Here is a 24,647-nt window from a genome sequence, read left to right as displayed (position 1 = left end):
CCGCTGGGCTGCGCAGCGGCCCCAAAATCCTGGGAGCGCTTCGCACTCCAGCGGGAGCAAGCTCCCTCGCCACAGGGGAATGTTTGTCTGTTTCATGGGGCACAGTTGCTGCCTATTGAGATCGTTCCCACGCTCTGCGTGGGAATGCCGCTCTGGACGCTCTGCGTCCGCTCTTAAAATCGTGACGCAGAGCGTCACCGGATGCATTCCCACGCAGAGCGTGGGAACGATCACACTCACCATTTTTTGCCTGAAAGCTGCGCGGCCACAGGCGTCATTCAGGAATGTCATTGGCCATGAGTTCGTCTTTTTCATTGTTTCGCACCTGGAATGTCCAGCACTTGCCATCGACGCCGGCGGCGTTTGTGCGGCATTTCATCGGGCATTTCAAAGGTTGGTACCTGGCTATCCTGCTGCTGCAGATCGCCGCGGTGGTGTGTTCGATTCTGACGCCCTGGGGGCTGGGGCAGATCACCCGCACCGTGAGCAACGGGCTGGAAGCGGAGCGTGCCTTTGAAGTGCTGCAATGGCCACTGACACTGCTAAGCGCGCTACTGGTGTGCCAGGTACTGTTTACCCGTGCATCGGCAGGCTGCCATATCCACGTCTTGCCGTTGCAGCGGCGCACGGTGACGCATGTGGTGTTCGCCTATCTGCAGCAGCACTCCCATCGTTTCATCAGCAATGAGTTCGCCGGGGCACTGGCGCATCGGGTGGCGGAAATTACCCTGGGCGTGAATCAGACCCTGAGCATCTTGTTGTTCGACCTGATCCCGCTGCTGGTGACGCTGAGCCTGGCCACGGCCTTGCTATGGACCGCATCGCCGTTGTTGGCGTTGTTCATGGCGGGTTGGTCGGTGGCGTTTATCGCTATCTGCTACGTCCTCGCACGCCGCAGTCATCCTCTGGCGCAACAGTATTCGGCAGCGCGCAGCACCAGCACCGGCAAAGTGGTGGATGCGGTCTCCAACCTGGCCAATATCCGCCTGTTTGCGCGCCATGCGTTCGAGCACAGTTACCTCGGCACTTTCCTCGACAAGGAGGTGGCGGCTGCCTACCGATCCCTGGGGTATATGGAGAAAATTCGCTGGTTCCAGGCTTCCTGTGGCGTAGTGCTTAAGCTCGGCTTGTTATTGCTGGCGCTCTACCTGTGGCGCAGCCACCGTATCGACATTGCTGCGTTTGTCATGTCCACCAGCCTTTCGTTGTTGATCATCAGCGATGTGGAAAACCTGTCGCGACGCTTTCTCGAATTCTTCGAAGCCACCGGCAATATCGCCAACGGTGTGCGCACCCTGATCCGCCCCCATGAAGTCATCGACCAACCCGGCGCCAAGGCGCTGATGGTCAAGCGCGGCGATATCGAGTTTCGCGATGTCGGCTTCAGCTATGGCGGTGACCGTTCGATTTTCGAACACCTGAATATCGTCATCCCCGCCGGCCAGAAAGTCGGCCTGGTGGGTGCTTCGGGCTCCGGCAAGTCGACCCTGCTGAGCTTGCTCCTGCGTCTCTACGACGTGCAGCAAGGCCAGGTGCTGGTGGACGGCAAGGACGTGCGCGAGGTGACCCAGCATTCGCTGCACCAGCAGATCGGCCTGATTCCCCAGGAGCCGGGCCTGTTCCACCGCAGCATTCGCGAAAATATCCATTACGGCCGCCTGGATGCCTCGATGGACGAGGTCGCCGAGGCGATCCACCGCGCCGGCGCCAGTGAATTTATCGACAGCATGGAACACGGCTACGAATCGCTGGTGGGCGAGCGTGGGGTCAAATTGTCCGGCGGCCAGCGCCAGCGCATTGCGATTGCCCGGGTGTTGCTGAAAAACGCGCCGATCCTGGTGATGGACGAAGCCACTTCCAGCCTGGACTCGATCACCGAGCGCTTTATCCAGGACAAGCTCGACGAAATCATGGAAGACAAGACCGTGCTGGTGGTCGCGCATCGGCTGTCCACCGTGGCCCACCTGGACCGGATCCTGGTGTTCGACAATGGCCGGGTGATCGAGGACGGCAGCCACGAACAGTTGCTGCGCCAGGGCGGGCAATATGCGCGGTTGTGGAGTCGCCAGTTCAGCGATGCGCTGGATGAAGCGGTGGTGTGACCAAGCGGCGTACCGGGTACGCCGCGCAGTCAGGTTCAGATCGAGAGGTGCAGCACCCTGTCATCCTTGGCACCGGCCAGCGGGCGGCGCTTGTTGACCTTCAGCTCACCGAGGTTGATCAGCAAGGTGCGGGTCACGTTGCGGCTCAGCCCCAGCAACTCGGCGGTGTGCACCTGGTTGTGCTGGCACAGCCGGTAGGCGGCGGTGAGCAGGCTGCGTTCCACCTGTTCGTGGAGGTTTTCTATCTGCTCCTCGAACAGCCTCTGGAAGGCCTGGTCGAGCAGGTCATGGGCGGTGGTGCTGTCTTCCTGGCGTTCGATACGCAGGTTGGACATGCGCAGGTCATCGGCCTGGATCACGCCGTCGCGGCAGATCAGCAGGGTGTGGTGGATGACGTTTTCCAGCTCGCGGATATTCCCCGGCCAACTGTAGGTGGCCAGGCGTTGCTCGGCTTCCTTGCTCAAGATGATCTCGCCATAGCCGAGGCGGCGGGTGTAGGTGTCGATGAAGTACTGCACCAGCGGCAGGATATCGCCGGGGCGATCCCGCAGCGGGCTGAGTTCCAGGTTGACCACGTTCAGGCGGTAGAACAGGTCCTCGCGGAAATGCCCGGCGTTGATGGCTTTTTCCAGCTGCACGTTGGTCGCCGCCAGCACCCGCACATTGATCGGAATGCTTTTGCGCGAACCCAGGCGCACTACTTCACGCTCCTGCAATACCCGCAGCAGCTTGACCTGGATCGACATGGGCAGGTCGCCGATTTCATCGAGGAACAGCGTGCCGCCGTTGGCTTCTTCAAACCAGCCGGCCTTGGCACCGAGGGCACCGGTGAACGCGCCTTTCTCGTGGCCGAACAGCTCGGCTTCCACCAGTGATTCGGAGAACGCACCGCAATTCACCGCCACGAATGGCTGCTCCTTGCGGCCACTGAGGTTGTGGATATGCCGTGCGACCAACTCTTTGCCGGTGCCGGTTTCACCGATGATCAGCACGCTGGCTTCGCTCGGCGCGACTTGTTGCACATGCTTGAGCAAGGCCTTGGACCTGGGGTCTTCAAACACCTGCGCGGTGGCGCGGATGGAGGTGGCAAGGGCGGGCGAGGGCGGTAGGGTCAGCAGTTGCATGGTTATCCCTTTGAATAAAAGATCAGGAATAAAACGTCGGGATGGGCGCGGTACCGTTCAGTGCCCACTCGCCCAGTTCATGAAGTTTGTAGTCCAGCGGGTCATGCAGGCTCTGGGTGCGCAAGTTGCGCCAGTGCCTGTCGAGGGCCACCGAGGCGTTGGTCGCCCGTGCGCCGGTGACCTCGAAGACCTTGCTACACAACTCCAGGCCATTGCGGCTGGCGGCGACTTTGGCGGTGGCGATGGCAATCGCCGTTTCGCCGCGTTCCTCGCTGGTCAGGGCCGAGCCCTTGGCCCATGCCGCGTCCAGCACCTGGCCTGCGCGCTCCACCAGCAGGCGGGTGCTTTGCAGCGCCACCCAGAAATCGCCGTAGTGGCTGAGGATGTAAGGGTCCTGGGTGCTGTGGCTGGCGCTGGAACGGAACCACGGGCGGGCTTCTTCCAGGGTGTATTGGCGCGCTTCTTCGAACGCGCCTTCGGCGATGCCGAGGAAGATATTCGCGAAGTGCAGTTGCGCAATCAGCGGGCGCAGGCAGGCGAACGGAGTACTCAGGGGGCCCGGGTCCAGCAACAGGTCGGACTCTTCCACGCGCACGCGCTTGAAGGTCACGCTGCCGCTGTCGGTCTGGCGCTGGCCCATGTTGTTCCAGTCGTTGTGCAGGATGATCCCGCTGCGGGCGCTGGGAATCGCCGCGATCAGCAACTTGCCGCCGGCGCTTTCATCGATGGCCGAGGCGATCAGCATTTCCGAGTCGTTGGCCCCGGAGCAGAAGTTCTTCTGTCCCGAGAATTCCCGCCAGCCCGTGTGGCGCTTGACCACCGTGCGGGTGTCCAGGGGGTTCAGGGTGTTGCCCCAGAACCAGTTGTTGCTGGCCGTCAGGCTGAACCAGGTTTGCCATTGTGCGGGCGTGGCGAATAACCGGACGGTGGCGAGCATCAGGTGATGAAAGCCGAATACGTGGGCGATGGAGCTGTCGACCCGGGCGAATTCGCGCACCACCTCGAAGGTTTCCGACCAGTTGGCGTCCAACCCGCCGAATTGCCCGGGGATGCTCAGGGACAACAGGCCGCTGCTGCGCAGTTTGTCGCGTTCGGCCTTGGGCGTACCGCCGCTGGCGTCGCGGTCGACGGCGGTGCGCGCGAACTCGGTCGCCAGGTCACGGGCAATCTCCAGTGGCGTCCTGCGGGTGCAGAGTAAGTTGACCGTCACGCGTGAATACCTCGTTGCTTAAGTCGAGAATGCTCGAGCTGATTTGTTTCAACAGGCAATGGATAGAGCAAGACCCATACCAAGTAACAATAAGCCGATAACTTGCGACTTCTTACGGGGATGCAGGCGCGGACAGTGTCGAATACGCAACTTTTGTTGGAGGGCTGTTGGGATTTGCACAGTTGCGTCCTGTGCCCGCAGGGCGGGGCTTTCGTTATGCTTTTATTGCTTGAGCATATAAGTGTTTGTGGGTGGTTTTTGTATTGTCCGGAATCGAACATTTCACCAGCAAAGTGTTGCACTTGTGGCGATTAATAAGAGTGGCAGGCCAGTGTTTATTGAGGCTTGGACGTGGCATGAACCCTGCAAAGTTGGAAACAGAGCGCGACTATACGAATAGATGCTCCAACTAATTCGAGACCCCAGGAGTATTTAATTCATGCGGCAACTGTTTGAACCTCGCGCTCGTCGTTTTGAGTCACTGGCCACCGCGTCCAGCCTTGGCGTGCTGTTGATGTTGATACACGGCGCGGCCTTTGCCGCCCAGGCGGACCCGACCCTGGCCACGGTAGTGGTCACCGGTGCCGAAGCCACCGAAGCGCAAAAGGCCGAGAAGCAACTGTCCAAGGTGCCCGGCAAAACCGCAGTGATCGACAACCGCAAGATCGAACAGGGCCGCGCGGCGAACGCCGAGGACGTGCTGGCGTTGCAGCCGGGCGTATTCGCCCAAGCCACCAGCGGCTCGGGCGCGAACAAGATTTCGATCCGCGGTTCGGGCCTCAACACCTTCTATCAAGGCTATGTGCTGGGGATCAAATTCCTCTATGACGGCCTGCCGTTGACCGGCCCGGGCGGCACCCAGGAAGACATGCTGGACATGGCTTCCGTGGACCACACCGAGGTGCTCTATGGCGCCAACGCCTTCCGTTATTCGGCCTTGTCCCTGGGCGGCGCGATCAACTTCGTGAGCAAGACCGGCCGCACCGATCCGGGCAACTACGCGCGTTTCGAAGCCGGCAGCTTCGGCTATCGCAAGGAGCAACTGAGCACCGGTGGCGTGGACGGCGACAATGACTATTACGTCAGCATCCAGCACAACGAGCGTGACGGTTACCAGGACAACACACCGAACAAGGGGCAGGGGATCGTTGCCAACTTCGGCCACGTGTTCAGCCCGCAACTGGAGACGCGCTTCTACATTCGCTACAAGGAAGAAACCCTTAGCCAGGGCAACACCCTGACCAAATACCAGCTCAAGCATGACCCCACGAGCAACCTCGTGCCCATCGGGCGCAAGAAGGACGGCTCGACCCTGCTGGGCAGCACCACCACCTACACCTTCGACGACAATGCCAAGCTCGAAGTCGGCCTGGGCTACAACGATTACCCGCTGGACAACGGCTGGCGCTATTCGCCAACACCACAGGAATGGCGCTCCCAGGACGTCAACCTGACCTTGCGCTACCTGCGCACCGCCGACACCTTCTTCGGCCTGCGCAGCGACAGCAGCGTGACCTTCAGCAATACGCTGGCGTACCTGGCCGATGTGAAATCCCACAGCAAGGCCACCGGCATCACCCAGCAGAAAACCAACTACACCGGCTCCCGGGACACCGTGTTTTCCCTTGGTAACGAACTGCAACTGAATGACCGCACGTGGCTGTCCACCGGCTTGTCATTGATTGATATCAAGCGCAAGGCGCAGATCGAATACAGCACCGCCACCAACACCAGCGCGTTCCCCAGTGGCGTTGAATACGACGAGACCGACGTCGCCCCGCGCATTGGCCTGCGCTATCAGTTGACTCCGGAATTCGAAGTGTTCGGCAACGTCAGCCGCTCGGTGGATCCACCGGTTACCTGGCAGCTGGGCAGCACCGGCACACCATACATCCGTGATGTGCGGCCGCAAAAAGCCAACACCGTGGAGTTCGGTATCCGCGGCGGCCACGGTATTTTTGACGGCAGCCTGACGGTCTACCGCTCGTGGGTGCAGAAAGAACTGCTGTCGGTGGTGGTACGCCAGGCGACGGCCACCCAGGACCAACTGGTGGCCACCTCCAACGGCAGCGCGACCATTCACCAGGGCATCGAAGCCGGCTTGAATGCGCAACTGTGGGACGGCGGCAATGGCGACACCGTGACCCTACGCCAGGCTTACACCTTCAACGACTTCCACTACCGCAACGATGCGGTGTTCGGCGACAACCAGCTGCCGGGCCTGCCGCGCCAGGTCTACCAGGCCGAGCTGGAATATCGCCAAGGCAGTGGTTTCTATGCGCAGCTCAACGCCCGGGCGGCGTCCAGTTATTACGTCGACTTTGCCAACTCCCTGAGTGCGCCGTCGTATACGTTGTGGGGGGCCAAGGTGGGCTACGAGGCCCCTAGCAAGAAGTGGGAAGTGTTCGTCGATGCACGCAATCTGACCAACAAGCGCTATGCCACGGCCACCAACACCGCGTACGACGCCAAGGGCCAGGACTCGGCCAACTTCTATGTGGGGGATGCGTTCAACGTGACCACGGGGGTTTCGTTTCACTTTTGATCGCAGCACAACGACCTGACAAGCAAAGCAAATCCAGTGTGGGAGCTGTCGAGCTTTAGCGAGGCTGCGATGGCATCACCTCGGTGTACCTGAAGCACCGAGGTGCCTGCATCGCAGGCAAGCCAGCTCCCACACTGGATTTTTGTAGCAGCTGGAAATTTAGTTCTGCGGCCGCTGTTTGGTCGAGTCCAGCTCGGCCTTTTTACCGGTGCTGATCTCGGTGATCTGCGCCGACTTGGCGATCGCGAAATCAAAGGTGTCCTGCATCTTGGCGATGGCATCGGTCGCCGTGCCATTGAGCCCACCGTTGGCTGCCCAGTCGAAGTTCCACACCCCGGAAAAGTTATCGGCACCGGCCACATCATGGGTTTCGATCGCGGTGAACACGTCGGGATGGCGCTCCATGTACTGGGCCGCAGCGCTCACATCGGCCGGCACCTTGCCCGAGGCATTGCTGGCCAATTGCGAAAGCTCTTGCTTGGTGATGGCCGACTTGCCCGTTTGGCGCATGTAATCGGCGATGACCTTGCTCGACTTGGAAATATTCAACTTGTCGTCGAATACCGACGTCGAGGCTTTTTGAGTGGTCGGTCCGCCACCGGCGGGTGTTACGGTAGTAGACATCGGCGCTGCTCCCTCAATGAGTTGGATGACATCGAAGCCGACGTTAGCATGGGCAATTGGCCATTTATCACCGGCTTCACAACAATTCGCAGCGGCCGGAAAATTTCACAGCGTTTCACCTGCATCCAACTTGGCCAGCAGCCTCTGGCCCCGTTCCCACAGCGCGTCCTGCTTGGATTCAGGCATCCGGTCGAGATTTTTATAGAGCATGGCCATGCGCTGATTGCCCCGCAGCAGGTCGCCGTGGCGCATCAGGAAGTGCCAATAAAGCGCATTGAACGGGCAGGCATTGTCAGCGGTACTTTCAGTGACTTTGTACGCACAGTCGCGGCAGTAGTCCGACATGCGCTTTATGTATTGGCCGCTCGCGCAATAAGGTTTGGAACCCAGGTAACCGCCATCCGCATGCATGACCATGCCCAGGGTGTTGGGCAGCTCGACCCAGTCGAACGCGTCCATGTAGATCGCCAGGTACCACTCGCATATCTGGCTGGGCACGATGCCGGCCAGCAGGGCGAAATTGCCGGTGACCATCAGCCGCTGGATGTGATGGGCATAGGCATGTTTCAGGCTCTGGCCGATCGCCTGGCGCATGCAGTTCATTTGCGTCTCGCCCGTCCAGTAGAACTCCGGCAGCGGGCGGCTGTTGCCGAATGCATTGCCTGCGGCATAGTCGGGCATCTTCAGCCAGTACACGCCGCGTACATATTCACGCCAGCCAATCAGTTGGCGGATAAACCCTTCGGCAGCGTTCAGCCCGATGCTGCCCGACCAATAAGCCGCCTCCACATCGCTGCACAGCTGGCGCAGGTCCAGCAGGCCGATGTTCAGGGCTGCGCTGATACGGGCGTGAAACAGGAACGGCTCGTCGCTGGCCATGGCGTCCTGGTAATCACCGAATCCAGCCAGGCCATAATCCAGAAAGTAGTCCCAGAGGGCCTGCGCGTCGGCGTGGGTCACGGGGTAATCGAAGGTGTCGAGGGAACCGTAGTGGCTGCTGAAGTGTTTACCTACCAGCGCCAGCACGTTCTGGGTGATCGAGTCCGAGCTGAAGCGCGCCGGGTAGGGCGCCTTGGTGCCCTTGGGCAATGCCTTGCGGTTGTCGGCATCAAAGTTCCAGGCACCGCCCACTGGCGTACCGTCACCGTTGAGCAAGAGCCCGCTCTTGCGGCGCATCTCCCGGTAGAAGTACTCCATGCGCAGCTGTTTTTTACCGCTGGCCCAAGCGGCGAACGCGTCACGGCCGCACAGGAATCGGTGGTCGGCATGCCACTGGATCGGCAAACCGCAGTCCTTCAGGGATTGCTCAAGGCGCCAGTCACCGCATTCGGTCAGGTGTATTTCCCGGGGTTGCATCAGCGATTGCCAGCGCCTTAACTCGCCGGGCACCGAGCCGGTGTTTTGCGGATCGTCCAGGGGCACGTACTGCACCCGCAAGCCACGCTGCTGCAACGCCTGGGCAAAATGGCGCATGGCGCTGAAGACCAGGACGATTTTTTGTGGATGGTGGGGCACATGGCTGGCTTCCTCCATGACCTCGACCATCAAGACCGCATCGCGCTGGCTGTCCAGCCCATCCAATGAGGCCAGGTCAAACGACAACTGGTCGCCCAGCACCAGGCACAGGTTTCGAACTGCCTTGGTCACCACGGCGCTTCCAGGGAAAATGGCGTTCGCAGTGGCTCGATAGCGCCTTCTCGCCGGCCGCACATTTCGTCATGCACGCACTGATGCACCAGGGTGCAGGGAAACGCAGGGACTGCCTGCAACACGTCACGCAGGTGATTGACCGAGCGAAAGTGCAGGGGCTTCGCCGACTCGTCCAGCAGCGTGAACTGGCCGTGGTCCAGCGTTACGCGCGCCAGATAGAAACCACCTTCCAGCGACAGCAGTTCCATTTCGCGTACAGCGCCTTGGGTGGCCAGTTTGGTCAGGGCTTGCAGGTTCATGGTTCACTCCTTACCGGTCAGGGTTGTGAAGACTGGCGACGGAAGAACAACGTCACCTGGCCGACTTCCACACCCAACTTGGACATGCTGGAGCGGTTGATCAACGTGTCTTCGTCCATCAGGTACATCCAATCGTCGAGGCTCACTTCGTAGACGGATCCATCAACCGGCAGGTTCAGGACGTAGCGCCAGCGCAGTGCGTTGCCCGCCACTTCGCCCCTGGCCTCGCCCACCACATCACCGGCCCGTCCGCGCCAGTGGGTGGGGCCGTCCGGGGTGAGGGTCCAGACACGTTGCTGGCGAGTACCATCGCTGTATAGAAAGCGCTCATCGAGAATCAGGCTTTCACCCTCGCGGCGGCTGGCGATATTCACCTCGAAACGCTTGGCCACTTCACCCGAGCGTTTCTCGAAGATGCCCCAGGCCTTGACGGGCTTGCTGAAGAAGCTCACCAGGTCCAGTTGCGGTTGCTGGTCGGCATAGTGTTTTACATCCACGCTGCCACAACTGCTCAGGCCCAACATCAGGGCCAGCGAAACCAATAGACGGGTCATTGCGGTTCTCCCCGAGAGGGCTTGATACTGCTGATACTTGTACAAAATAATAAATTTGTACAGGTATTTAGCGCATCACCAGGATGTTACCGGCTACCGGCCTGCCCATTTATGACGGGTATATGCAGCCTCAGGGGACCAGGTGCAGATGATCGTTCCCACGCTCTGCGTGGGAATGCCGCCTCGGACGCTCCGCGTCCCGCTGGCACCGCCGCATTGACGCCTCGCGCAATGGTGACGCGGAGCGTCACGGTATGCATTCCCACGCAGAGCGTGGGAACGATCAACACACTCAAGCCGGCCGGCGCTCCGCATGCCGGTCAGTAGCGAATCATCACCGACTTGAGCTCGGTGTAATCCTCGATGAACGCCCCGCCAAACTCCCGTCCCACCCCCGAAGACTTGTTGCCGCCAAACGGCACCGCCGGGTCGAGCATCGTGTGCATGTTCACCCACACCGTCCCCGCGTTGATCGCCGGCACCATGCGCAGGGCCTTGCTCAGATCATTGGTCCAGAGACTGGCGCTCAGGCCGTAAGGCGTGTTGTTCATCAGTTCCAGCAGCTCATCCTCGGTGTCGTAGGGGAAAAACGTGGCGATCGGGCCGAAGGTCTCTTCGTTGAGCAGGGTGTCGTGGATCGTGTTGGCGAGAATCACGGTGGGCTCCACATAGCACCCCGGTCCGTCGATCAGCTTGCCGCCGTGGACAATCGTATTGTTCTCGGCCCGGGCCTTGGCGAAAAACCATTCGAGTTTCTGTTGGTGCTGGCGGTTGGTCACCGGGCCGAATTCGGTGCGCTCGTCCAGCGGCGAGCCGATGTTCAACCGGCCCAGGCGTTGCGCCAGTTTGTCCATGATCGGCTCGATCTGCGAGCGGTGGGCGAAGAAGCGTTCGGCGGCCGCGCAGATTTGCCCGGAGTGCAGGAAGCCGGCTTCGATGATGCCGTTGACCGCCTTGTCGAGTTCCACATCCCGCAGGAATCCGGCGGAGTTTTTGCCGCCCAGTTCCAGGGTCGCCCGGGTCAACCCGGCGCCCATGGCACTGCGGCCCACGGCGATGCCGGTGGGCACCGAGCCGGTAAACGAGACCTTGTCGGTGCCCGGGTGCTCCACCAGGCCTTTGCCCACATGGCCGCCACCGGTCAACACGTTCAGCACGCCCGCCGGCAGGCCGGCGTCGATGGCCAGTTCGGCGATGCGCAGGATGGTCAGCGGGGTGAACTCGCTGGGCTTGATGATGATGCTGCAGCCGGTCACCAGTGCCGAGGCGAGTTTCCAGATGGCGATCATGGTCGAGAAATTCCACGGCACGATGCCCACTACCACGCCCACCGGTTCGCGCAGGGTGAACGCGGTGTAGCGTTCGCCGGCGAAGGAGGGCAGTGACGGGGTAAGGGTCTGGCCGCTGATCTTGGTGGCCCAGCCGGCGTAGTAACGCAGGAAGTGCGCTGCCTGATCGACCTCGAAGGCCCGGGAAATCTGGATGATCTTGCCCGACTGGCAGGTTTCGATCTGCGCCAGTGCTTCGCGATGTTGCTCCAGCAGGTCGGCGAGTTTCAGCAGCACATTGCCGCGAATGGCAGGGGCGACCTGGGCCCATTGCCGGAAGCCACGCCGGGACGATTCCACCGCTGTGTCGATATCGGCCAGGTCCGCATCGGCAACCTGGGCGATCACCTCGCCGGTGGCCGGGTTGATCACTTCCAGAGCCTGGCCGGAATGGCTTTGGACGTACCCGCCGTCGATAAACAAGGCATGGCTTCGACGGAGGAAGGCCTGGACTTCAGGCAGCAGCGCAATATCGCTCATGGGATTTTCCTTGCTCGCAAAAGCCCGAGGGTAACCAGCGCCGCCGGGCCAGGCTTGTCTGTGCCTGCCGGGCGATATGTCTGTGGCTGCCAGGCCTGTGGAAAGTGCAATCTTGGCTGTGGAAGGTGCATTTTCCGGGGGGGGCGCCCGCCCCATACTGGCCCCACATCCAGCGCCGTTCGTTGAGTTTGAACGCCAGCCGGACATCCAATAATAAGCAGGGCCGTCCATGAAAAAGCCAAACCCGCTCCTCGAAGATCTCAAGGCGATTCTGCCGACCATCGCTGCCAACGCCTTCCAGGCCGAGCAGGACCGCAAGGTTCCCGACGAGAACATTGCGCTGCTCAAGAGCATCGGCATGCACCGTGCCTTTCAACCCAAACCCTTCGGCGGCATGGAAATCTCCCTGCCGCAGTTTGCCGACTGCATCGCATTGCTGGCCGGCGCCTGTGCCAGCACCGCCTGGGCCATGAGCCTGTTGTGCACCCACAGCCATCAACTGGCGTTGTTTCCCGCCAAGTTGCAGCAGGAAGTCTGGGGCGATAACCCGAATGCCACCGCCAGCAGCAGCATCGCGCCGTTTGGCCGCACTGAAGAAGTTGAGGGCGGTGTGCTGTTCAGCGGTGAAATGGGCTGGAGCAGCGGTTGCGATCATGCCGAGTGGGCGATTGTCGGCTTCCGCCGTAAAAACGCCGAGGGCACCCAGGACTATTGCTTCGCGGTACTGCCGCGCAGCGACTATCAGATTCGCGATGACTGGTTCGCCGCCGGCATGAAAGGCAGCGGCACCAAGACCCTGATCATCGACAACGTGCGGGTGCCAGAACACCGCATCCAGAAAGCCAAGGACATGATGGAAGGCAAGTCCGCCGGCTTCGGTCTGTACCCCGACAGCAAGATTTTCTACTCGCCGTATCGCCCGTATTTCGCCAGCGGTTTCTCCACCGTGAGCCTGGGCGTGGCCGAGCGCATGCTCGAAGTATTCCGCGAAAAAACCAGGACCCGCGTACGTGCCTACACCGGCGCGGCAGTGGGGGCGGCGACTCCGGCGTTGATGCGCCTGGCCGAGTCGACACACCAGGTGGCCGCCGCCCGGGCGTTCCTGGAAAAGACCTGGCAGGAACACGCCGAACACAGCGAACAGCACCGTTACCCGAGCCGCGAGACCCTGGCGTTCTGGCGTACCAACCAGGCGTACGCCACCAAGATGTGCATCCAGGCGGTGGACCGCTTGTTCGAGGCCGCCGGTGGCAATGCGTGGTTCGAGCACAACGAGATGCAGCGTCTGTTCCGCGATTCCCATATGACCGGCGCCCATGCGTACACCGATTACGACGTGTGCGCGCAGATCCTGGGGCGTGAGCTGATGGGGCTCGAGCCTGATCCGAGCATGATTTGACGCCGACCCGGCCATCACAACCATCAGGACTGCGCGTTGATGCAGTCCGGGAGTCTTGCATGTCTGATAACAGTTTCGACCCACGGGCCTTTCGCCGGGCCCTGGGCAACTTTGCCACCGGTGTCACGGTGGTCACCGCCGCTGATGCCAGCGGGCGCAAAGTGGGTGTCACCGCCAACAGCTTCAACTCGGTGTCCCTGGACCCGCCGCTGGTGCTGTGGAGCATCGACAAACGCTCCAACAGCCACGAGGTGTTCGAGCAGGCCAGCCATTTTGCGGTCAACGTGCTGGCGGCCGACCAGATCCACCTGTCGAACAACTTCGCCCGGCCCAGGGACGATCGCTTTGCCGAAATCGAATTCGAGCCCGGAGAGGGCGGTTCGCCGGTCTTCGCTGATTGCTCGGCGCGGTTTCACTGCGAGAAGTACCAGCAGGTGGATGGTGGCGATCACTGGATCATGATTGGCAAGGTGGTGGCTTTCGATGATTTTGGTCGTGCGCCGTTGCTCTATCACCAGGGGGCGTATGCGCGGATCGAGGAGCGGCAACCGTAGGGCGAACACCTCTATCGAAGGCTGAAGCAGGTTCAATGTGGGAGCGGGCTTGCTCGCGAATGCGGAGTGTCAGCCAATACATCTGGCGACTGACACACCGCTTTCGCGAGCAAGCCCGCTCCCACATGTGATCTCGGTAGCTCATTGCATCTGTGTTAGAACGGCACGGCCACGGTGACTTGGCTATAGAGATTGGTGCCATTGCCACCCACCTGGTTGCCGCCGTTGCTCTCATCCTTGTTGGGCTTGTACAAACCCAGCAGTGGCGTGACGATCAGGTGTTCGTTCACCGCCCACTCCGCGTACAGGTCCAGTTCGCGCCCATCGAGGTTGAGCATGCCGCCCTTGCTCAACGTCTTGTAGTCGAAGAACAGCGCGCCCAGGGTGACGCTGTCCAGCGGCTTGACCTTCAACGCCACATGCTGCACCTCAGTATTGGTATTGAACGGCCCCGAATAATTGCCGGCCACCTCGCCCTGCACCCAGGTGCCGTAGCCACGGTTGAAGCCCGAAAACATCGCATCCCAGTTTTTCGAATAGCGGCTGTAGCGGTAGGTCAGGTCCGGCGACCACGGCAGCGCGGCGAAGGTATAACCGCCTTCGGTGTACCAGGCCTTTTCCGGGCCGGCGTCCTTGTCCTGCCAGGCGTATTCAAAGGAAAAGTGCGCGTTCTCGATCCCGGCATTACCGGCGCCCCGCAGGCTGTAGATGTTCATCCCGGCGCGCTGTTTTTGCAGGTCATTGGCATAACGGTCGTCGACGCTGATGCCGTGGATATAGGTCAACCCCAGGGTGCCGGGCGCGGCGGTGTAGTCCAGGGTGCCGGCAGCCATTTCAGTGTTGGCCTGGGCGCGGTTGTCGGACTTGATCCACATTACGCTGCCATGCACGCCGTCCTTGCCACCCAGGCGTAGCACCGCGGTTTGATCGAAGGCATGCCGGGCGGCGATGTAGTAGGCGCCGCCCCGGTTGAACTTGCCGTCATCCACGCCCTTGCCGAAGTTCGGGCCGTCATCGTTGATGATGAAACCGTCGCCGAGCATGATGACCTGGCGGCCGAACGACAGGTCCACACCATCCTTGCCCAGTGCCGGAAACAGTTCCCCCGAGCGCCAGCCGGCGAAGGCTTCGTCGAACTTGGTGGTGCGCTCGCTGCCGGTGGTCACGCCCGACGCATCGCCATCACCCCAGGTGCCCGAGCTGACCAGGTTGGCCGTGCCATACACGCTGCCCAGGGCGCCGAAGCGCTGGTCGACGCTCAAGCCATACTTGATAAAACCTTCACGCCAGGTGGAACCGCCGGTGGTGCCGTCGTAGTTCTTGCGGCTGTTGAACATCCCGTACATCGCCAGGAAGTTGCCGGTGACCTGAGTGTCGTCATCGGCATACAGCTCGAACGCCTGGGCCGATGAGTCGATGATCATCAGCGCGATGCCCAGGCTGATGGCCCTGTACAGGTGACGGGTTTGTTGTGTGTGCTGCATTGTTATAGTCCCCAACAAGGTGAATTGAGGGAGCATTAGGGCGAGCGCCACCGGGCCAAGTCTTTCCCCTGCGTGCCAGGAAATTGTCCCAGGCCGCCAGTGGCGCAGCAGTGGCAGGCAGCAACAAAACCGGCGGCAGCCAGGAGCAAGACGATCAGCCAGGGCGGGCGCAGAGTGCCAATACTTCTAAAAATCCGCTTCTTGAGGATCTGCACCATGTCGATCAACGACCGGCTCACCGAACATTTGAAACGCGGCACGGTGGGCTTTCCAACCGCGCTGGCGAGCACCATTGGCTTGATCATGGCCAGCCCGGTGATCCTCACCGCGACCATGGGGTTTGGCATCGGCGGCAGCGCCTTTGCGGTGGCGATGTTGATCGCGGTGGTGATGATGCTGGCCCAGGCGACCACCTTCGCCGAAGCCGCCTCGATCCTGCCCACCACCGGCTCGGTCTACGACTACATCAATTGCGGCATGGGCCGGTTCTTTGCGATCACCGGCACCTTGTCGGCGTACCTGATCGTGCATGTGTTTGCCGGTACCGCCGAAACCATCCTCTCCGGCGTGATGGCGCTGGTGAACTTCGAGCACCTCAACACCCTGGCGGAATCCGCCGGCGGTTCGTGGTTGCTGGGAGTGGGCTTCGTGATTGTGTTCGGGGTGCTCAATGCGTTTGGCGTCAGCGCGTTCGGCCGGGCCGAGATCATCCTCACTTTCGGCATGTGGACCACCTTGATGGTGTTTGGCGTGCTGGGCCTGATCGCAGCCCCGGCGGTGCAGCTGGACGGCTGGTTCGGTGAATCCCTGGTCGGTACCGACCTGATTACCATCCTCTCGCTGGTGGGCATGGCGATGTTCATGTTCGTCGGCTGCGAATTCGTCACGCCGCTGGCGCCGGACCTGCGCAACTCGGCCAAGGTGATGCCCAAGGCGATGGTGCTGGGACTGCTGGGGGTGGCCACGTGCATGTTCATCTATGGCGCGGCCATGAAACGCCAGGTGGAAAACGTATTGATCGACGCGGCGGGCGGCGTGCACCTGCTGGATACGCCGATGGCCATCCCGAAATTCGCCGAGCAGGTGATGGGCAGTATCGGCCCGATGTGGCTGGGCATCGGCTTCCTGTTTGCCGGTGCTGCGACCATCAACACCTTGATGGCCGGTGTGCCGCGGATCCTGTACGGCATGGCGGTCGACGGCGCGTTGCCCAAGGTCTTCACCTACCTGCACCCGCGCTTCAAGACACCGTTGCTGTGCATTCTGGTGGCGATGCTGATTCCGTGCCTGCACGCGCTGTACCTGGGCGGCAACACCGACAACATCATGCACCTGGTGCTGGCGGCCGTGTGTGCCTGGAGCTTTGCTTATCTGCTGGTGACGCTGTCGGTGGTGATCCTGCGGATTCGCCGTCCGGATCTGCCTCGCGCCTACCGTTCGCCGTTCTTTCCGCTGCCGCAGATTCTGTCGAGCATCGGCATCCTGCTGGGCATGTGGTTTATCACCCCGCCGGGCATGAACCCCGCCGACATCTACATTCCCTTTGGCGTAATGCTCGGGTGCACGGCGGCGTACGCGCTGTTCTGGACGCTGGTTGTGCAGAAGGTCAATCCATTCAGGCCCGCCTCGGTGGAAGAGGTGTTGGCCAAGGAGTTCGCCCATGAGCCGGGCCAGCCGCACAACGGGTATATCAGCCATGCTGCAAAAACTGTCTGAGCTGTTCAGCGCCCGGCGCGCGCCTGCCGGGTATCGACCCGGCGTTACGCTGGAACACCTGCGGCGTAACCTCGGCCTGGCCGGTTATGAGGTGTGTGGACCGACGACGGCCCGGGTTTCCCTGGACAATCTCGGGCTGCAACTGGAGATCGTCGAACGCACCGAGTCGCAGCTGTTGATGCACCTGGTGATGACCGAATTCGTACTGCGCATCCCTGCCTCGCAGCAGGGCACGGCGAGCTTCGAACTGCACCACACCGGGGCCGTTCGACGCACCGGAATCCGCTGTCGACAGCGGTCGGGCGACAAGGAGGTTTCAGGCATTTTGCACACGCAATTGCAGGAGGGCAGCGCCTTGCATCGCGCCTTGATGCCGCTGGACTTCAAGCGCCTGCGCATCGACCTGGTGGATCACCAGTGGTGTGTGCGGCTTGAGCATATGGGCGGCAGCGAGGTGGTCAACCGCATGCCGGCGTTCCGTCGCTACATCGCCTTGAGCAGTGTGCAACGCGCCTGGCTGCTGGACGCCTTGAACGGTTTCCAGCGCGCCTTGCAGGCCCACTGACCGCAGTATTTGGCATCAATAGTGCAACCACCTTGGCAGACACGTACTTGTTGCGCGCATATAGATAACATGTTAACTATTGCCCGACAAAAACAAAAAGCCAAGGTGGAAACAACCATGAGCATGCAACAGATTGGGCAAGACGGGCTGGACCTCTGGACCCGGGATCTGCGCGCGGTTTGCGGTCACTTCGACACAGAACTGGCCTTCAACCGCTCGCTGTTCATCGGCAGCATCAGCACCTTTTCCCGCGGCGGTTTGCCCCTGGCCAGCCTGCGCACCAACGCCGGCCTGATCAAGCGCCCCAAGGCCCGAGCCGACCACGATGACGACCAACACTGCTTCCTCGTCAGCCAGCGCAGCGGCTACTGCCAGATCACCCAAAACGGCCAGAGCTTCCAGCTTGCCCCCGGCGAACTGTTATTGATGGACTCGGTGGGCTCCATCGACATCACCCCGTTCGGGCTGATCGAACACGCGTCCCTGTCCTTGTCCCGCGCAGAGGTGTGCAAACAGTTCGGCAACCAGCCCAAGACCTTCGGCAAAATCTCCTCGAGCAAAGCCTGCGGGCGCATGTTGCATGTGTTGATGGATCAACTGTGCAAAGACGCACTGAACGGCGAAGGCGCGGTCGGGGAAGGGCAGGCGTTGCAGTCGGCGTTTGTCTCGCTGCTGGGGTCGGCGTTTGAGCAGGAAGACGATGAGCGCGATGATTGTGGCGGGTTGCAGGGCAGCAATCTGCGCAGCTATGTGCAGAAGGTGATTGATGAGTCATTGACCCAGCCAGGGCTTAGCCCGGTGGGGTTGGCGAGTCGGTTGAACATCTCGGTGCGGCATTTGTACCGGTTGTTTGAGGAACAGGATGACAGCGTGTGCCGGTATATCCAGCGGGCGCGGTTGAAGCGCAGTGCGGATGATCTGACCAATCCGTTTTTGCGCAGTGAGTCGATTACATCGATTGCGTATAAGTGGGGGTTTACGGATTCGGCGCACTTTAGTCGCTCGTTCAAGAAGCAGTTTGAAGTGTCGCCGAAGGATTTTCGGGCGGGGCGGTTGCAGCAGGTGGGATAGGGGGTTGGCAGGCATTTCATTGACGTACACAGCTCAACTGTGGGAGCTGGCTTGCCTGCGATGTCGATTTTTTAGGCACCCTACATGCTGGAATGTTCCGAATATGCTGAACTTTCCAACTGGCTGTTCTTCCGTTATTCGAAAGGTGAGAATGTACTAATCGCTTAGTTGAAATCTTCGTATCTTTCAGCGCTTAACGATGCAAGCCAGGTTTTAAAAAAAGTAATTTGCTCTTGTGGGTCATTTGTGAGGTTTTCCTCTTCGTAATCAAAAATGTGAACTATATCCTCTGGGAGGGCGGGTTTGCCCATCGTCATTTGATAAGCGACAAGCCCTGCACTCATTTGGGATGCCATCCTTGAAGGCATCACGTTTAATCTCGCGCCCTTGCAAAGAAATGCGATGCGGGGGTGATCGGCTCTGATTTTTGCAAGGCAGACATAGAGATCTCTTCCACCATAGATTCTCTGTGGGGTTTCAGATTCTGAGAGTTTCATCAGGCATTTGGCTGCATCATATCTTACGGTGATTTCGACTTTTTTATTTTCTATTAGTACGCAGATTTTTTGGGTTTTCATTATGACGATTTCTAATTGGGATCCATGATGTCGTATTGAAAAAATAGACCAGTCCTGAGCTTTCAGAGTTTGATCAGACCGAATCTGCGTGTGAACTCCCCGCAACCTTGACCAGCGCCGCTTTATTTTGCGACTAACATGAAGTTGCCCAGCGCTCGCAAAAATCATGCTGTTCTTGTATGTCATTGGTTAAGTCGTTTTCTTCGGGAGAAAAAATGTGAACTAGCTCGCCTTCAGGTTTGCCCATGGTGAGTTCGTAAGCTACCAATCCATTTGACATGTGTGATGACATTCCAGATGTGTGTACGTTAATTTTTGCGCCCTTACACAAGAACTTTATATCCTTGAAGTCCATTCTTGCCAGACCGAAGCTTTCGTATAGATCTATGGCGCTGTAGGATTTTCTGACCCCGTTGTTTAATGATAGAGTAAGGGTCGGCTTCCCCCCGTCGTATTCAACTGTTGCACTTTCACGAACGTTATCTCTGATTATGGTGATTTCACGTGATTTCATGGGTAACCTCTGTTCGGATTTAGTAGTGTGTATCCTTTGTAAGTGCCGTCATCGTTTACCGGTGAAGCACCCAAAATATCTTTAGTGTCGATACGTTTGGGAATGGCGATTTCTAATTCATATTTGTATTTGGAGCGGTCGCCTAGTTCCTTATTGACATCCCTCCCAGGAATCTTTTTGAGGGTATAAAGGAATCCCTCATCAAATCCATGTCCCGAGGCAAAGACCAGTGCTCTTTTCCTTGATGTGGAAGTAGGCACGAAATTGCTAGGAGGGCTGGCGTTATTCAAAGAGTGTAAATAGAGATTTGTGCTCTCTCCTCTACTTTCAAACCCGTCTCTGAAAATTTCATCTGGATGTCTCAAATCACCTCGATACAGATATTCCTGCTTTTTTTCTGGCGCGGGAGTTGAGGGCGTACCCTCATCAACCTTAGATATTCCTGATGGATCTTCAGCTTTGGTTTCAGGCTTGCATCCATCCCCACCCGGACAGGTATTCAACCCCAACGGATCCACCCATCCGGTCGGGTTGGGCACGTACTGGTATCCGTTCAGTCCGCCCGCCAGTTTCACCGGATCAGGCGTCAGGTAGCGGCCAATGTCCGGATTGTAGTAGCGATGACGGTTGTAGTGCAGCCCGCTTTCCGGGTCGAAGTATTGGCCCTGGAAGCGCAGTGGGTTGGTAACGGTGTTGACGTCCAGCTTCGCGATTTGGCCGTAGGCGCGGTAGTGCGCTGACCACACTATTTCGCCATCGGATGCGGTGAGTTCTTGTGGCGTGCCCAGGTGGTCGAGTTGGTAGTGGAAGGGTTTTACGTCTTCCGGGCCGTAGCCTTTCAGCAGCGCTAATGGGCGAAAGCTGTTGGGTTCGTAGATATAGCTTTGGTGGTGATCAGCACTGTGTTCGGCAATCAGCGTGTCGCCTTGCCAGAAGAACTCGGTGGTTTGGCTTTTTATCGTTTTGGCGATGCGCCGACCAAACGGGTCATAGCGGTAGCTGGCCCGTGTGCCGTCTGGTTGGGTGACGCCGATCAGGCGGTGCTGGCAGTCATAGCGGTATTCGGTGACCAGTTGTTGAGCGCGGCCCCGGCGTTCGCGCAGGAGGTTGCCGAAGGCGTCGTAGTCGTAATGACGGTCGCCTTGCATCAAGAGCCGATTGCCTTTGACGACGCTGGGCCCTACGCGGTCTTGCATCAGCAGGTTGCCCGCCGGGTCGTGGACGAAGCGTTCCTGCAGGTCGTGCGAGTGGTTGGCGCGGGTCAGGCGGTCGAGCGGGTCGTAGTGGTAGTCGTGCTGGCCTTTTCGAGTGTCGAGGATGCGGGTCAGGTTGCCGCGTTTGTCGTAGTTGTATTGGCGGCGCTGGTAGCGTTGTTCCTGTTGGGTGATGGCGTGGGCGTGCAGGCGGCCCTGGTCGTCATAGTGGTAGTGGCTGAGGAGTTGGCCCTGCTGGCGTTGGTGTTCGCGGCCGGATTTGAACAGGTGCGAGGTGAGCAGGTTACCGTTGAGTTCGACGGTGGCGAGGTCGCCGCCTTTGTCGTGGTGAAAGGTGAGGCGGTTGTTATCCGGAAGGCGTAGTTTTTCGAGTTGGCCGCATTCGTCGTATCCATAGCGCAACGTGCCCCAGCCCTGGTGTTCGGCGGTGAGGCGGTTTTGCAGGTCGTATTCGTAATGCAGCGGCCAATGACCGTCGTCGACGCTGAGGAGATTGCCGAGGCGGTCGTAGGTGTAATCGACAATGCTGCGGTCGGGCAGGGTTTTTCTTACGAGGCGACCGGCAGCATCGCGCGCATAACCGGTAACCAACTGACTGCCGTCATCGCCGTATTCGGTCTTTTCCAGCAGATGCCCGGCGAGGTCGTAGACATAGGCGGTGCGGCGGCCATCAAACCCGGTTTCCTGCTGGATCAGGCCGTTGGCGTGGTACTCAAGCCGGTAGGTTTCCCCAACCTCATTTTCGATCTCGGTGAGTAACAGCCGAACATTGTCATAACGGTATTTGAGCTGCGTGCCGTCCGGATTAATCCGACGGCTGATCAGGTGCAAACCATCGGCGTATTCGTAGCGGGTGACGCGGCCCAACTCGTCGCGCTCAGCAGTGATTTTTCCGTACGGGTTGTAGCTGAATTCGCGTGTGGCGCCGCCCGGCTGAATCACTTTCAGCAAACGACCCACGGCGTCCCACTGATACTGGGTCAGTGCGCCATGCTCATCCTCGCAAGCCACCTGCCGCCCCAGCTCGTCATAGCGATAACGCCGCACACCGCCATTCGCCAGTTTTTCCTCAATGAGCTGGCCGCGTTCGTTCCAGATCAGCCGCTGGCTGCTGTTATCCGGATACCAAACACCCGTGAGCTTTCCGTGTTGGGTGTAGGTGTATTCGGTGTAATTGCCGTCCGGATCAGTCTTGCGGGTGATATCGCCCTGGTCGTTACGCTGGTATTTCCACACCGCGTCACCACGGCGCACAACCCGTACGAACCCGTTGTCATGCTCGTAGGACGTCGGCGTATCGTCACCGGGAAACAGCGCAATCAACCGACCGGCTTCGTCGTACTGATACGCCGTCACCGCCCCCAGTGGATTCTGCTCGACCGTCAGCCGGCCTTTTTCGTCGTAGGATTTGAAGTGCTGCGCGCCGTCCGGATCGATCCGCTGCACCAGCCGTGCGCGCTGGTCGTGGACGTAGACTTCCTGGCTGCCATCGGCGTTGTGTACGGTGACCGTGCCGTTGTCATCCCACACATACCGCGTGTCCATCTGCGAAAAGCTGGCCCAGTGCCGGACACATCGCGCCGCCTTGCCAGACCGTTCCCACTCCCAAAAGAAACTCGCCCCACCGGCCAGTTCCCGCTCCAGGATCACCTGCTGATCGTCGTACCGATAACGCTCGCTTTCTCCTACAGCGTTGGTCGCTTCGATCAACCGCCAGGCATCGTCGTACGTGTAGGAAACAACGTTCTGCTCGGTAACCCAGCCGAGTTCCCGCTGCACCTGATAGTCGACGGCAACGATATGGCCGCGCTCATACCGCAGCAGCAATCCCTGGCCAACATGGTTATCGATCCGCTGAATCCGCCCGGAATAATCGCGAGCAATGCGCAGTCGGTTGTCATACGCATCGCTGATCGCCGTCAGCACACCGTCACGGAAGTGGTAGAAAAGCGACGCCTGAGCCAGCACCCATTCATCCGGCAAAGCACCCAGATAAATCGCCGCTTCCGCCAGGCTATTGGTGATCGCCGGTCGTGCAGCAGAGGGCAGGGGAAACGTGGTGCTGCGGTTTTCGTGATCGGTCCACACCACCGATCCGCCGCTCACCACCAAGCGCTGAGCCAGCGCATGACTCCAGCCAAACCCCAACCCGCAATCCACTTCCACGGCACTGCTGCGATACAACCGCGTCCAGGCAAACGGCAGCACACCCTCCAACGAGCCATCCGTAAGGGTCAGCAGCTCTTCACCGGTAACCATCGAAACCGGGCAGCCATTGGTACAGGTATTCGCCGAACAGACCGAAGCATCTCCATTGGGATTTTTCGCCGAAGCAGGCACATCATCCACAGGCTCCTGCTTCACCAACGCCGTGCGCGCCGTCTTCGGCTCCCGCACCATCGGTGCCGGGTTGGATATCTCGTCCACGCCAGCCTTCAACGGCACCGCCGCAGCCTTGACCGGCACTGCATGACTCTGAAGCGATAACGGCTTAAGCACCTCCGTATGCCTATCCAGCGGGGCCGTACCGCCCAGCTTGGCAATCTGTTCCAACCACTCCCGTGCCCGCTCGGACTTGACCTTGCCCAGCACCTGCGCGCCCAGCCGTACCGCCACACCCATACCGCCGGTAGCCCACAGCAACAGCAGGTTGAGCAACACCTCGGTGGTGATTTCCCCCAGCAACTCGAACATGTAGTGCGGCGGCAGCATGCGCATCCAACTGACCATCGCGGACAGGTAGATGAACAGCAGCGGCTCGTCGCTGAGAATCAACAATCCTTTGGCAATCGCCTCATGACTGAGCTTCAGGAGCGCTCCAAGCTCGGCTTGGGAGAGGTACTGCAGGAGCTTTTCGCTGTTGGGCTTGATGTCTGCCAACCACTGGTACAGCTGCGCAATACCGTCCCAGAGGTCGTAAAGCACGTTTTCAAAGCCCCGCGCATAAGCCAGTTGCAGCGAGGTGTAGCGCTCGCCATAACCCGCCTTGGAATAGCTCTCCCATATCGGCTTGAACGTGCTCGTCCACTGACCGCGCAGGTTGCCTTCCAGCGAGCTGATCTCGGACTGGTAGGAGGCATACAGTGCCTTGACGTGATCCTGGGAAACGTTGGGATAAAAACTGACCCGGTACTGCCGGTCGACGGTGCACTCGGTGACTTCGAGAATGCCGCTGGGGCCGATGGTTTTATGGATGGGGTCGCCGAGGGCGCCACCGTCTTGCGCGACTTCCTGCAGCATCACCGGCGTATTGCCGATGGGCACGAACCGTGTGCTCTGGAACATGTGCACCAGGGTCAACGGTGAGTTGGCCTTGCAGGTCGCGACGGTGCTGGCGGGATACAGGGAACGGGTGATGGGCGCGACCAGCGAAACCTCGTCGCCGACCTTGAACACCTGCTCGACATCCAGTGCCGAAAAGCTCCAGAAGCTCTCGGCCCACGCGTCGTAGGTGTTCAGGCAATGTGTGAAGTCGTTGAGAACCCCATCGACGTCGCGCGTCTTCGGGTCCATCGCCGCCACCACCAGAAAGCCTATGGCGGGATTCAAGAGGCAGCCCCATCGGGCAGGGCATTAATCGAAAAAAACATCGGCGTTCCCTCGCGCTGTGTGATCAGGCGAGGGACTTTGCAGAGG

At 59.8% G+C, this 24,647-nt stretch carries 17 protein-coding genes and 1 pseudogene; 7 read left to right on the top strand and 11 right to left on the bottom strand.

Features of this window, described 5'->3' with window-relative positions; translation table 11 throughout:
* The first annotated feature begins 296 nt into the window (after positions 1 to 296).
* A complete protein-coding gene (locus AC3WKX_RS21860) occupies positions 297 to 2,102 on the top strand; it encodes an ABC transporter ATP-binding protein (RefSeq protein ID WP_008431180.1) in 1,806 nt (601 codons plus the stop codon).
* A gap of 35 nt (positions 2,103 to 2,137) precedes the next feature.
* On the opposite strand, the gene AC3WKX_RS21855 is transcribed toward AC3WKX_RS21860, so the two are convergent.
* Positions 2,138 to 3,226, bottom strand: coding sequence for a sigma-54 interaction domain-containing protein (locus AC3WKX_RS21855; protein WP_003219869.1), 1,089 nt, complete (start codon positions 3,224 to 3,226; stop codon positions 2,138 to 2,140).
* 22 nt (positions 3,227 to 3,248) lie between these two features.
* Positions 3,249 to 4,436, bottom strand: a complete 1,188-nt coding sequence (locus AC3WKX_RS21850; RefSeq protein WP_003219870.1) for an acyl-CoA dehydrogenase family protein — start codon at positions 4,434 to 4,436, stop codon at positions 3,249 to 3,251.
* A gap of 439 nt (positions 4,437 to 4,875) precedes the next feature.
* On the opposite strand from AC3WKX_RS21850, the gene AC3WKX_RS21845 reads away from it, so the two are divergent.
* Positions 4,876 to 6,981, top strand: coding sequence for a TonB-dependent receptor family protein (locus AC3WKX_RS21845; RefSeq protein ID WP_087694964.1), 2,106 nt, complete (start codon positions 4,876 to 4,878; stop codon positions 6,979 to 6,981).
* Positions 6,982 to 7,140: 159 nt separating this feature from the next.
* Here the strand turns inward: AC3WKX_RS21845 and AC3WKX_RS21840 are convergent, their stop codons facing one another.
* The 5 genes from AC3WKX_RS21840 to AC3WKX_RS21820 form a co-directional block, all read right to left on the bottom strand.
* Complete coding sequence (locus AC3WKX_RS21840; RefSeq protein WP_003219875.1) at positions 7,141 to 7,605, bottom strand: hypothetical protein; 465 nt, start codon at positions 7,603 to 7,605, stop codon at positions 7,141 to 7,143.
* 105 nt (positions 7,606 to 7,710) lie between these two features.
* Positions 7,711 to 9,252 carry a cryptochrome/photolyase family protein gene (locus tag AC3WKX_RS21835; RefSeq protein WP_173883070.1) on the bottom strand — a complete coding sequence of 514 codons (1,542 nt, stop codon included), beginning with the start codon at positions 9,250 to 9,252 and terminating at the stop codon, positions 7,711 to 7,713.
* A complete protein-coding gene (locus tag AC3WKX_RS21830; RefSeq protein WP_102606191.1) occupies positions 9,249 to 9,554 on the bottom strand; it encodes a DUF6482 family protein in 306 nt (101 codons plus the stop codon). The genes AC3WKX_RS21835 and AC3WKX_RS21830 overlap by 4 nt, the downstream gene beginning before the upstream one ends.
* A gap of 17 nt (positions 9,555 to 9,571) precedes the next feature.
* Complete coding sequence (locus tag AC3WKX_RS21825; protein ID WP_102606192.1) at positions 9,572 to 10,108, bottom strand: DUF3833 domain-containing protein; 537 nt, start codon at positions 10,106 to 10,108, stop codon at positions 9,572 to 9,574.
* A 320-nt stretch (positions 10,109 to 10,428) separates the two neighbouring features.
* Positions 10,429 to 11,916, bottom strand: coding sequence for an aldehyde dehydrogenase family protein (locus tag AC3WKX_RS21820; protein WP_102606193.1), 1,488 nt, complete (start codon positions 11,914 to 11,916; stop codon positions 10,429 to 10,431).
* 229 nt (positions 11,917 to 12,145) lie between these two features.
* Between AC3WKX_RS21820 and AC3WKX_RS21815 the strand changes: the two genes are divergently transcribed.
* The gene (locus AC3WKX_RS21815) at positions 12,146 to 13,315 is read left to right on the top strand and encodes a p-hydroxyphenylacetate 3-hydroxylase oxygenase component (RefSeq protein WP_087694959.1); all 1,170 of its coding nucleotides are present in this window, start codon (positions 12,146 to 12,148) and stop codon (positions 13,313 to 13,315) included.
* A gap of 59 nt (positions 13,316 to 13,374) precedes the next feature.
* Positions 13,375 to 13,851, top strand: a pseudogene (locus AC3WKX_RS21810) (flavin reductase family protein); the annotation flags it as partial.
* Positions 13,852 to 14,024: 173 nt separating this feature from the next.
* Here the strand turns inward: AC3WKX_RS21810 and AC3WKX_RS21805 are convergent.
* Complete coding sequence (locus tag AC3WKX_RS21805) at positions 14,025 to 15,353, bottom strand: alginate export family protein (protein ID WP_102606195.1); 1,329 nt, start codon at positions 15,351 to 15,353, stop codon at positions 14,025 to 14,027.
* 216 nt (positions 15,354 to 15,569) lie between these two features.
* Here AC3WKX_RS21805 and AC3WKX_RS21800 point away from each other — a divergent pair, with 216 nt between their 5' ends.
* From AC3WKX_RS21800 to feaR, 3 genes are all read left to right on the top strand, one after another.
* Positions 15,570 to 17,069: an APC family permease gene (locus AC3WKX_RS21800; protein WP_102606196.1), complete on the top strand. Its 1,500-nt coding sequence runs from the start codon at positions 15,570 to 15,572 to the stop codon at positions 17,067 to 17,069.
* Positions 17,050 to 17,634 carry a DUF3156 family protein gene (locus tag AC3WKX_RS21795; protein ID WP_003219899.1) on the top strand — a complete coding sequence of 195 codons (585 nt, stop codon included), beginning with the start codon at positions 17,050 to 17,052 and terminating at the stop codon, positions 17,632 to 17,634. The genes AC3WKX_RS21800 and AC3WKX_RS21795 overlap by 20 nt, the downstream gene beginning before the upstream one ends.
* Before the next feature lie 117 nt (positions 17,635 to 17,751).
* Positions 17,752 to 18,705 (top strand): transcriptional regulator FeaR, encoded by a 954-nt coding sequence (gene feaR / locus AC3WKX_RS21790; protein WP_003219901.1) that lies wholly within the window; start codon positions 17,752 to 17,754, stop codon positions 18,703 to 18,705.
* Between the two features lie 164 nt (positions 18,706 to 18,869).
* On the opposite strand, the gene AC3WKX_RS21785 is transcribed toward feaR, so the two are convergent.
* The 3 genes from AC3WKX_RS21785 to AC3WKX_RS21775 form a co-directional block, all read right to left on the bottom strand.
* Positions 18,870 to 19,283, bottom strand: a complete 414-nt coding sequence (locus AC3WKX_RS21785) for a hypothetical protein (RefSeq protein ID WP_102606197.1) — start codon at positions 19,281 to 19,283, stop codon at positions 18,870 to 18,872.
* A 133-nt stretch (positions 19,284 to 19,416) separates the two neighbouring features.
* The gene (locus tag AC3WKX_RS21780; protein ID WP_102606198.1) at positions 19,417 to 19,797 is read right to left on the bottom strand and encodes a hypothetical protein; all 381 of its coding nucleotides are present in this window, start codon (positions 19,795 to 19,797) and stop codon (positions 19,417 to 19,419) included.
* The gene (locus AC3WKX_RS21775) at positions 19,794 to 24,524 is read right to left on the bottom strand and encodes an RHS repeat-associated core domain-containing protein (protein WP_492561427.1); all 4,731 of its coding nucleotides are present in this window, start codon (positions 24,522 to 24,524) and stop codon (positions 19,794 to 19,796) included. The genes AC3WKX_RS21780 and AC3WKX_RS21775 overlap by 4 nt, the downstream gene beginning before the upstream one ends.
* Positions 24,525 to 24,647 lie beyond the last annotated feature (123 nt).

This window comes from Pseudomonas sp. GP01-A4 (assembly GCF_058780865.1).
This window is presented reverse-complemented; position numbering and strand designations above follow the sequence as displayed.

What these genes read in the sequence shown, in the direction of transcription:
- AC3WKX_RS21830 (WP_102606191.1), bottom strand. Translation starts at nt 9,554, where the DNA reads ATGAACCTGCAAGCCCTGACCAAACTGGCCACCCAAGGCGCTGTACGC.
- AC3WKX_RS21805 (WP_102606195.1), bottom strand. Translation starts at nt 15,353, where the DNA reads ATGCAGCACACACAACAAACCCGTCACCTGTACAGGGCCATCAGCCTG.
- AC3WKX_RS21780 (WP_102606198.1), bottom strand. Translation starts at nt 19,797, where the DNA reads ATGAAATCACGTGAAATCACCATAATCAGAGATAACGTTCGTGAAAGT.
- AC3WKX_RS21800 (WP_102606196.1), top strand. Translation starts at nt 15,570, where the DNA reads ATGTCGATCAACGACCGGCTCACCGAACATTTGAAACGCGGCACGGTG.
- AC3WKX_RS21855 (WP_003219869.1), bottom strand. Translation starts at nt 3,226, where the DNA reads ATGCAACTGCTGACCCTACCGCCCTCGCCCGCCCTTGCCACCTCCATC.
- AC3WKX_RS21840 (WP_003219875.1), bottom strand. Translation starts at nt 7,605, where the DNA reads ATGTCTACTACCGTAACACCCGCCGGTGGCGGACCGACCACTCAAAAA.
- AC3WKX_RS21825 (WP_102606192.1), bottom strand. Translation starts at nt 10,108, where the DNA reads ATGACCCGTCTATTGGTTTCGCTGGCCCTGATGTTGGGCCTGAGCAGT.
- feaR (WP_003219901.1), top strand. Translation starts at nt 17,752, where the DNA reads ATGAGCATGCAACAGATTGGGCAAGACGGGCTGGACCTCTGGACCCGG.
- AC3WKX_RS21785 (WP_102606197.1), bottom strand. Translation starts at nt 19,283, where the DNA reads ATGAAAACCCAAAAAATCTGCGTACTAATAGAAAATAAAAAAGTCGAA.
- AC3WKX_RS21795 (WP_003219899.1), top strand. Translation starts at nt 17,050, where the DNA reads ATGCTGCAAAAACTGTCTGAGCTGTTCAGCGCCCGGCGCGCGCCTGCC.
- AC3WKX_RS21775 (WP_492561427.1), bottom strand. Translation starts at nt 24,524, where the DNA reads ATGGACCCGAAGACGCGCGACGTCGATGGGGTTCTCAACGACTTCACA.
- AC3WKX_RS21815 (WP_087694959.1), top strand. Translation starts at nt 12,146, where the DNA reads ATGAAAAAGCCAAACCCGCTCCTCGAAGATCTCAAGGCGATTCTGCCG.
- AC3WKX_RS21820 (WP_102606193.1), bottom strand. Translation starts at nt 11,916, where the DNA reads ATGAGCGATATTGCGCTGCTGCCTGAAGTCCAGGCCTTCCTCCGTCGA.
- AC3WKX_RS21860 (WP_008431180.1), top strand. Translation starts at nt 297, where the DNA reads ATGAGTTCGTCTTTTTCATTGTTTCGCACCTGGAATGTCCAGCACTTG.
- AC3WKX_RS21845 (WP_087694964.1), top strand. Translation starts at nt 4,876, where the DNA reads ATGCGGCAACTGTTTGAACCTCGCGCTCGTCGTTTTGAGTCACTGGCC.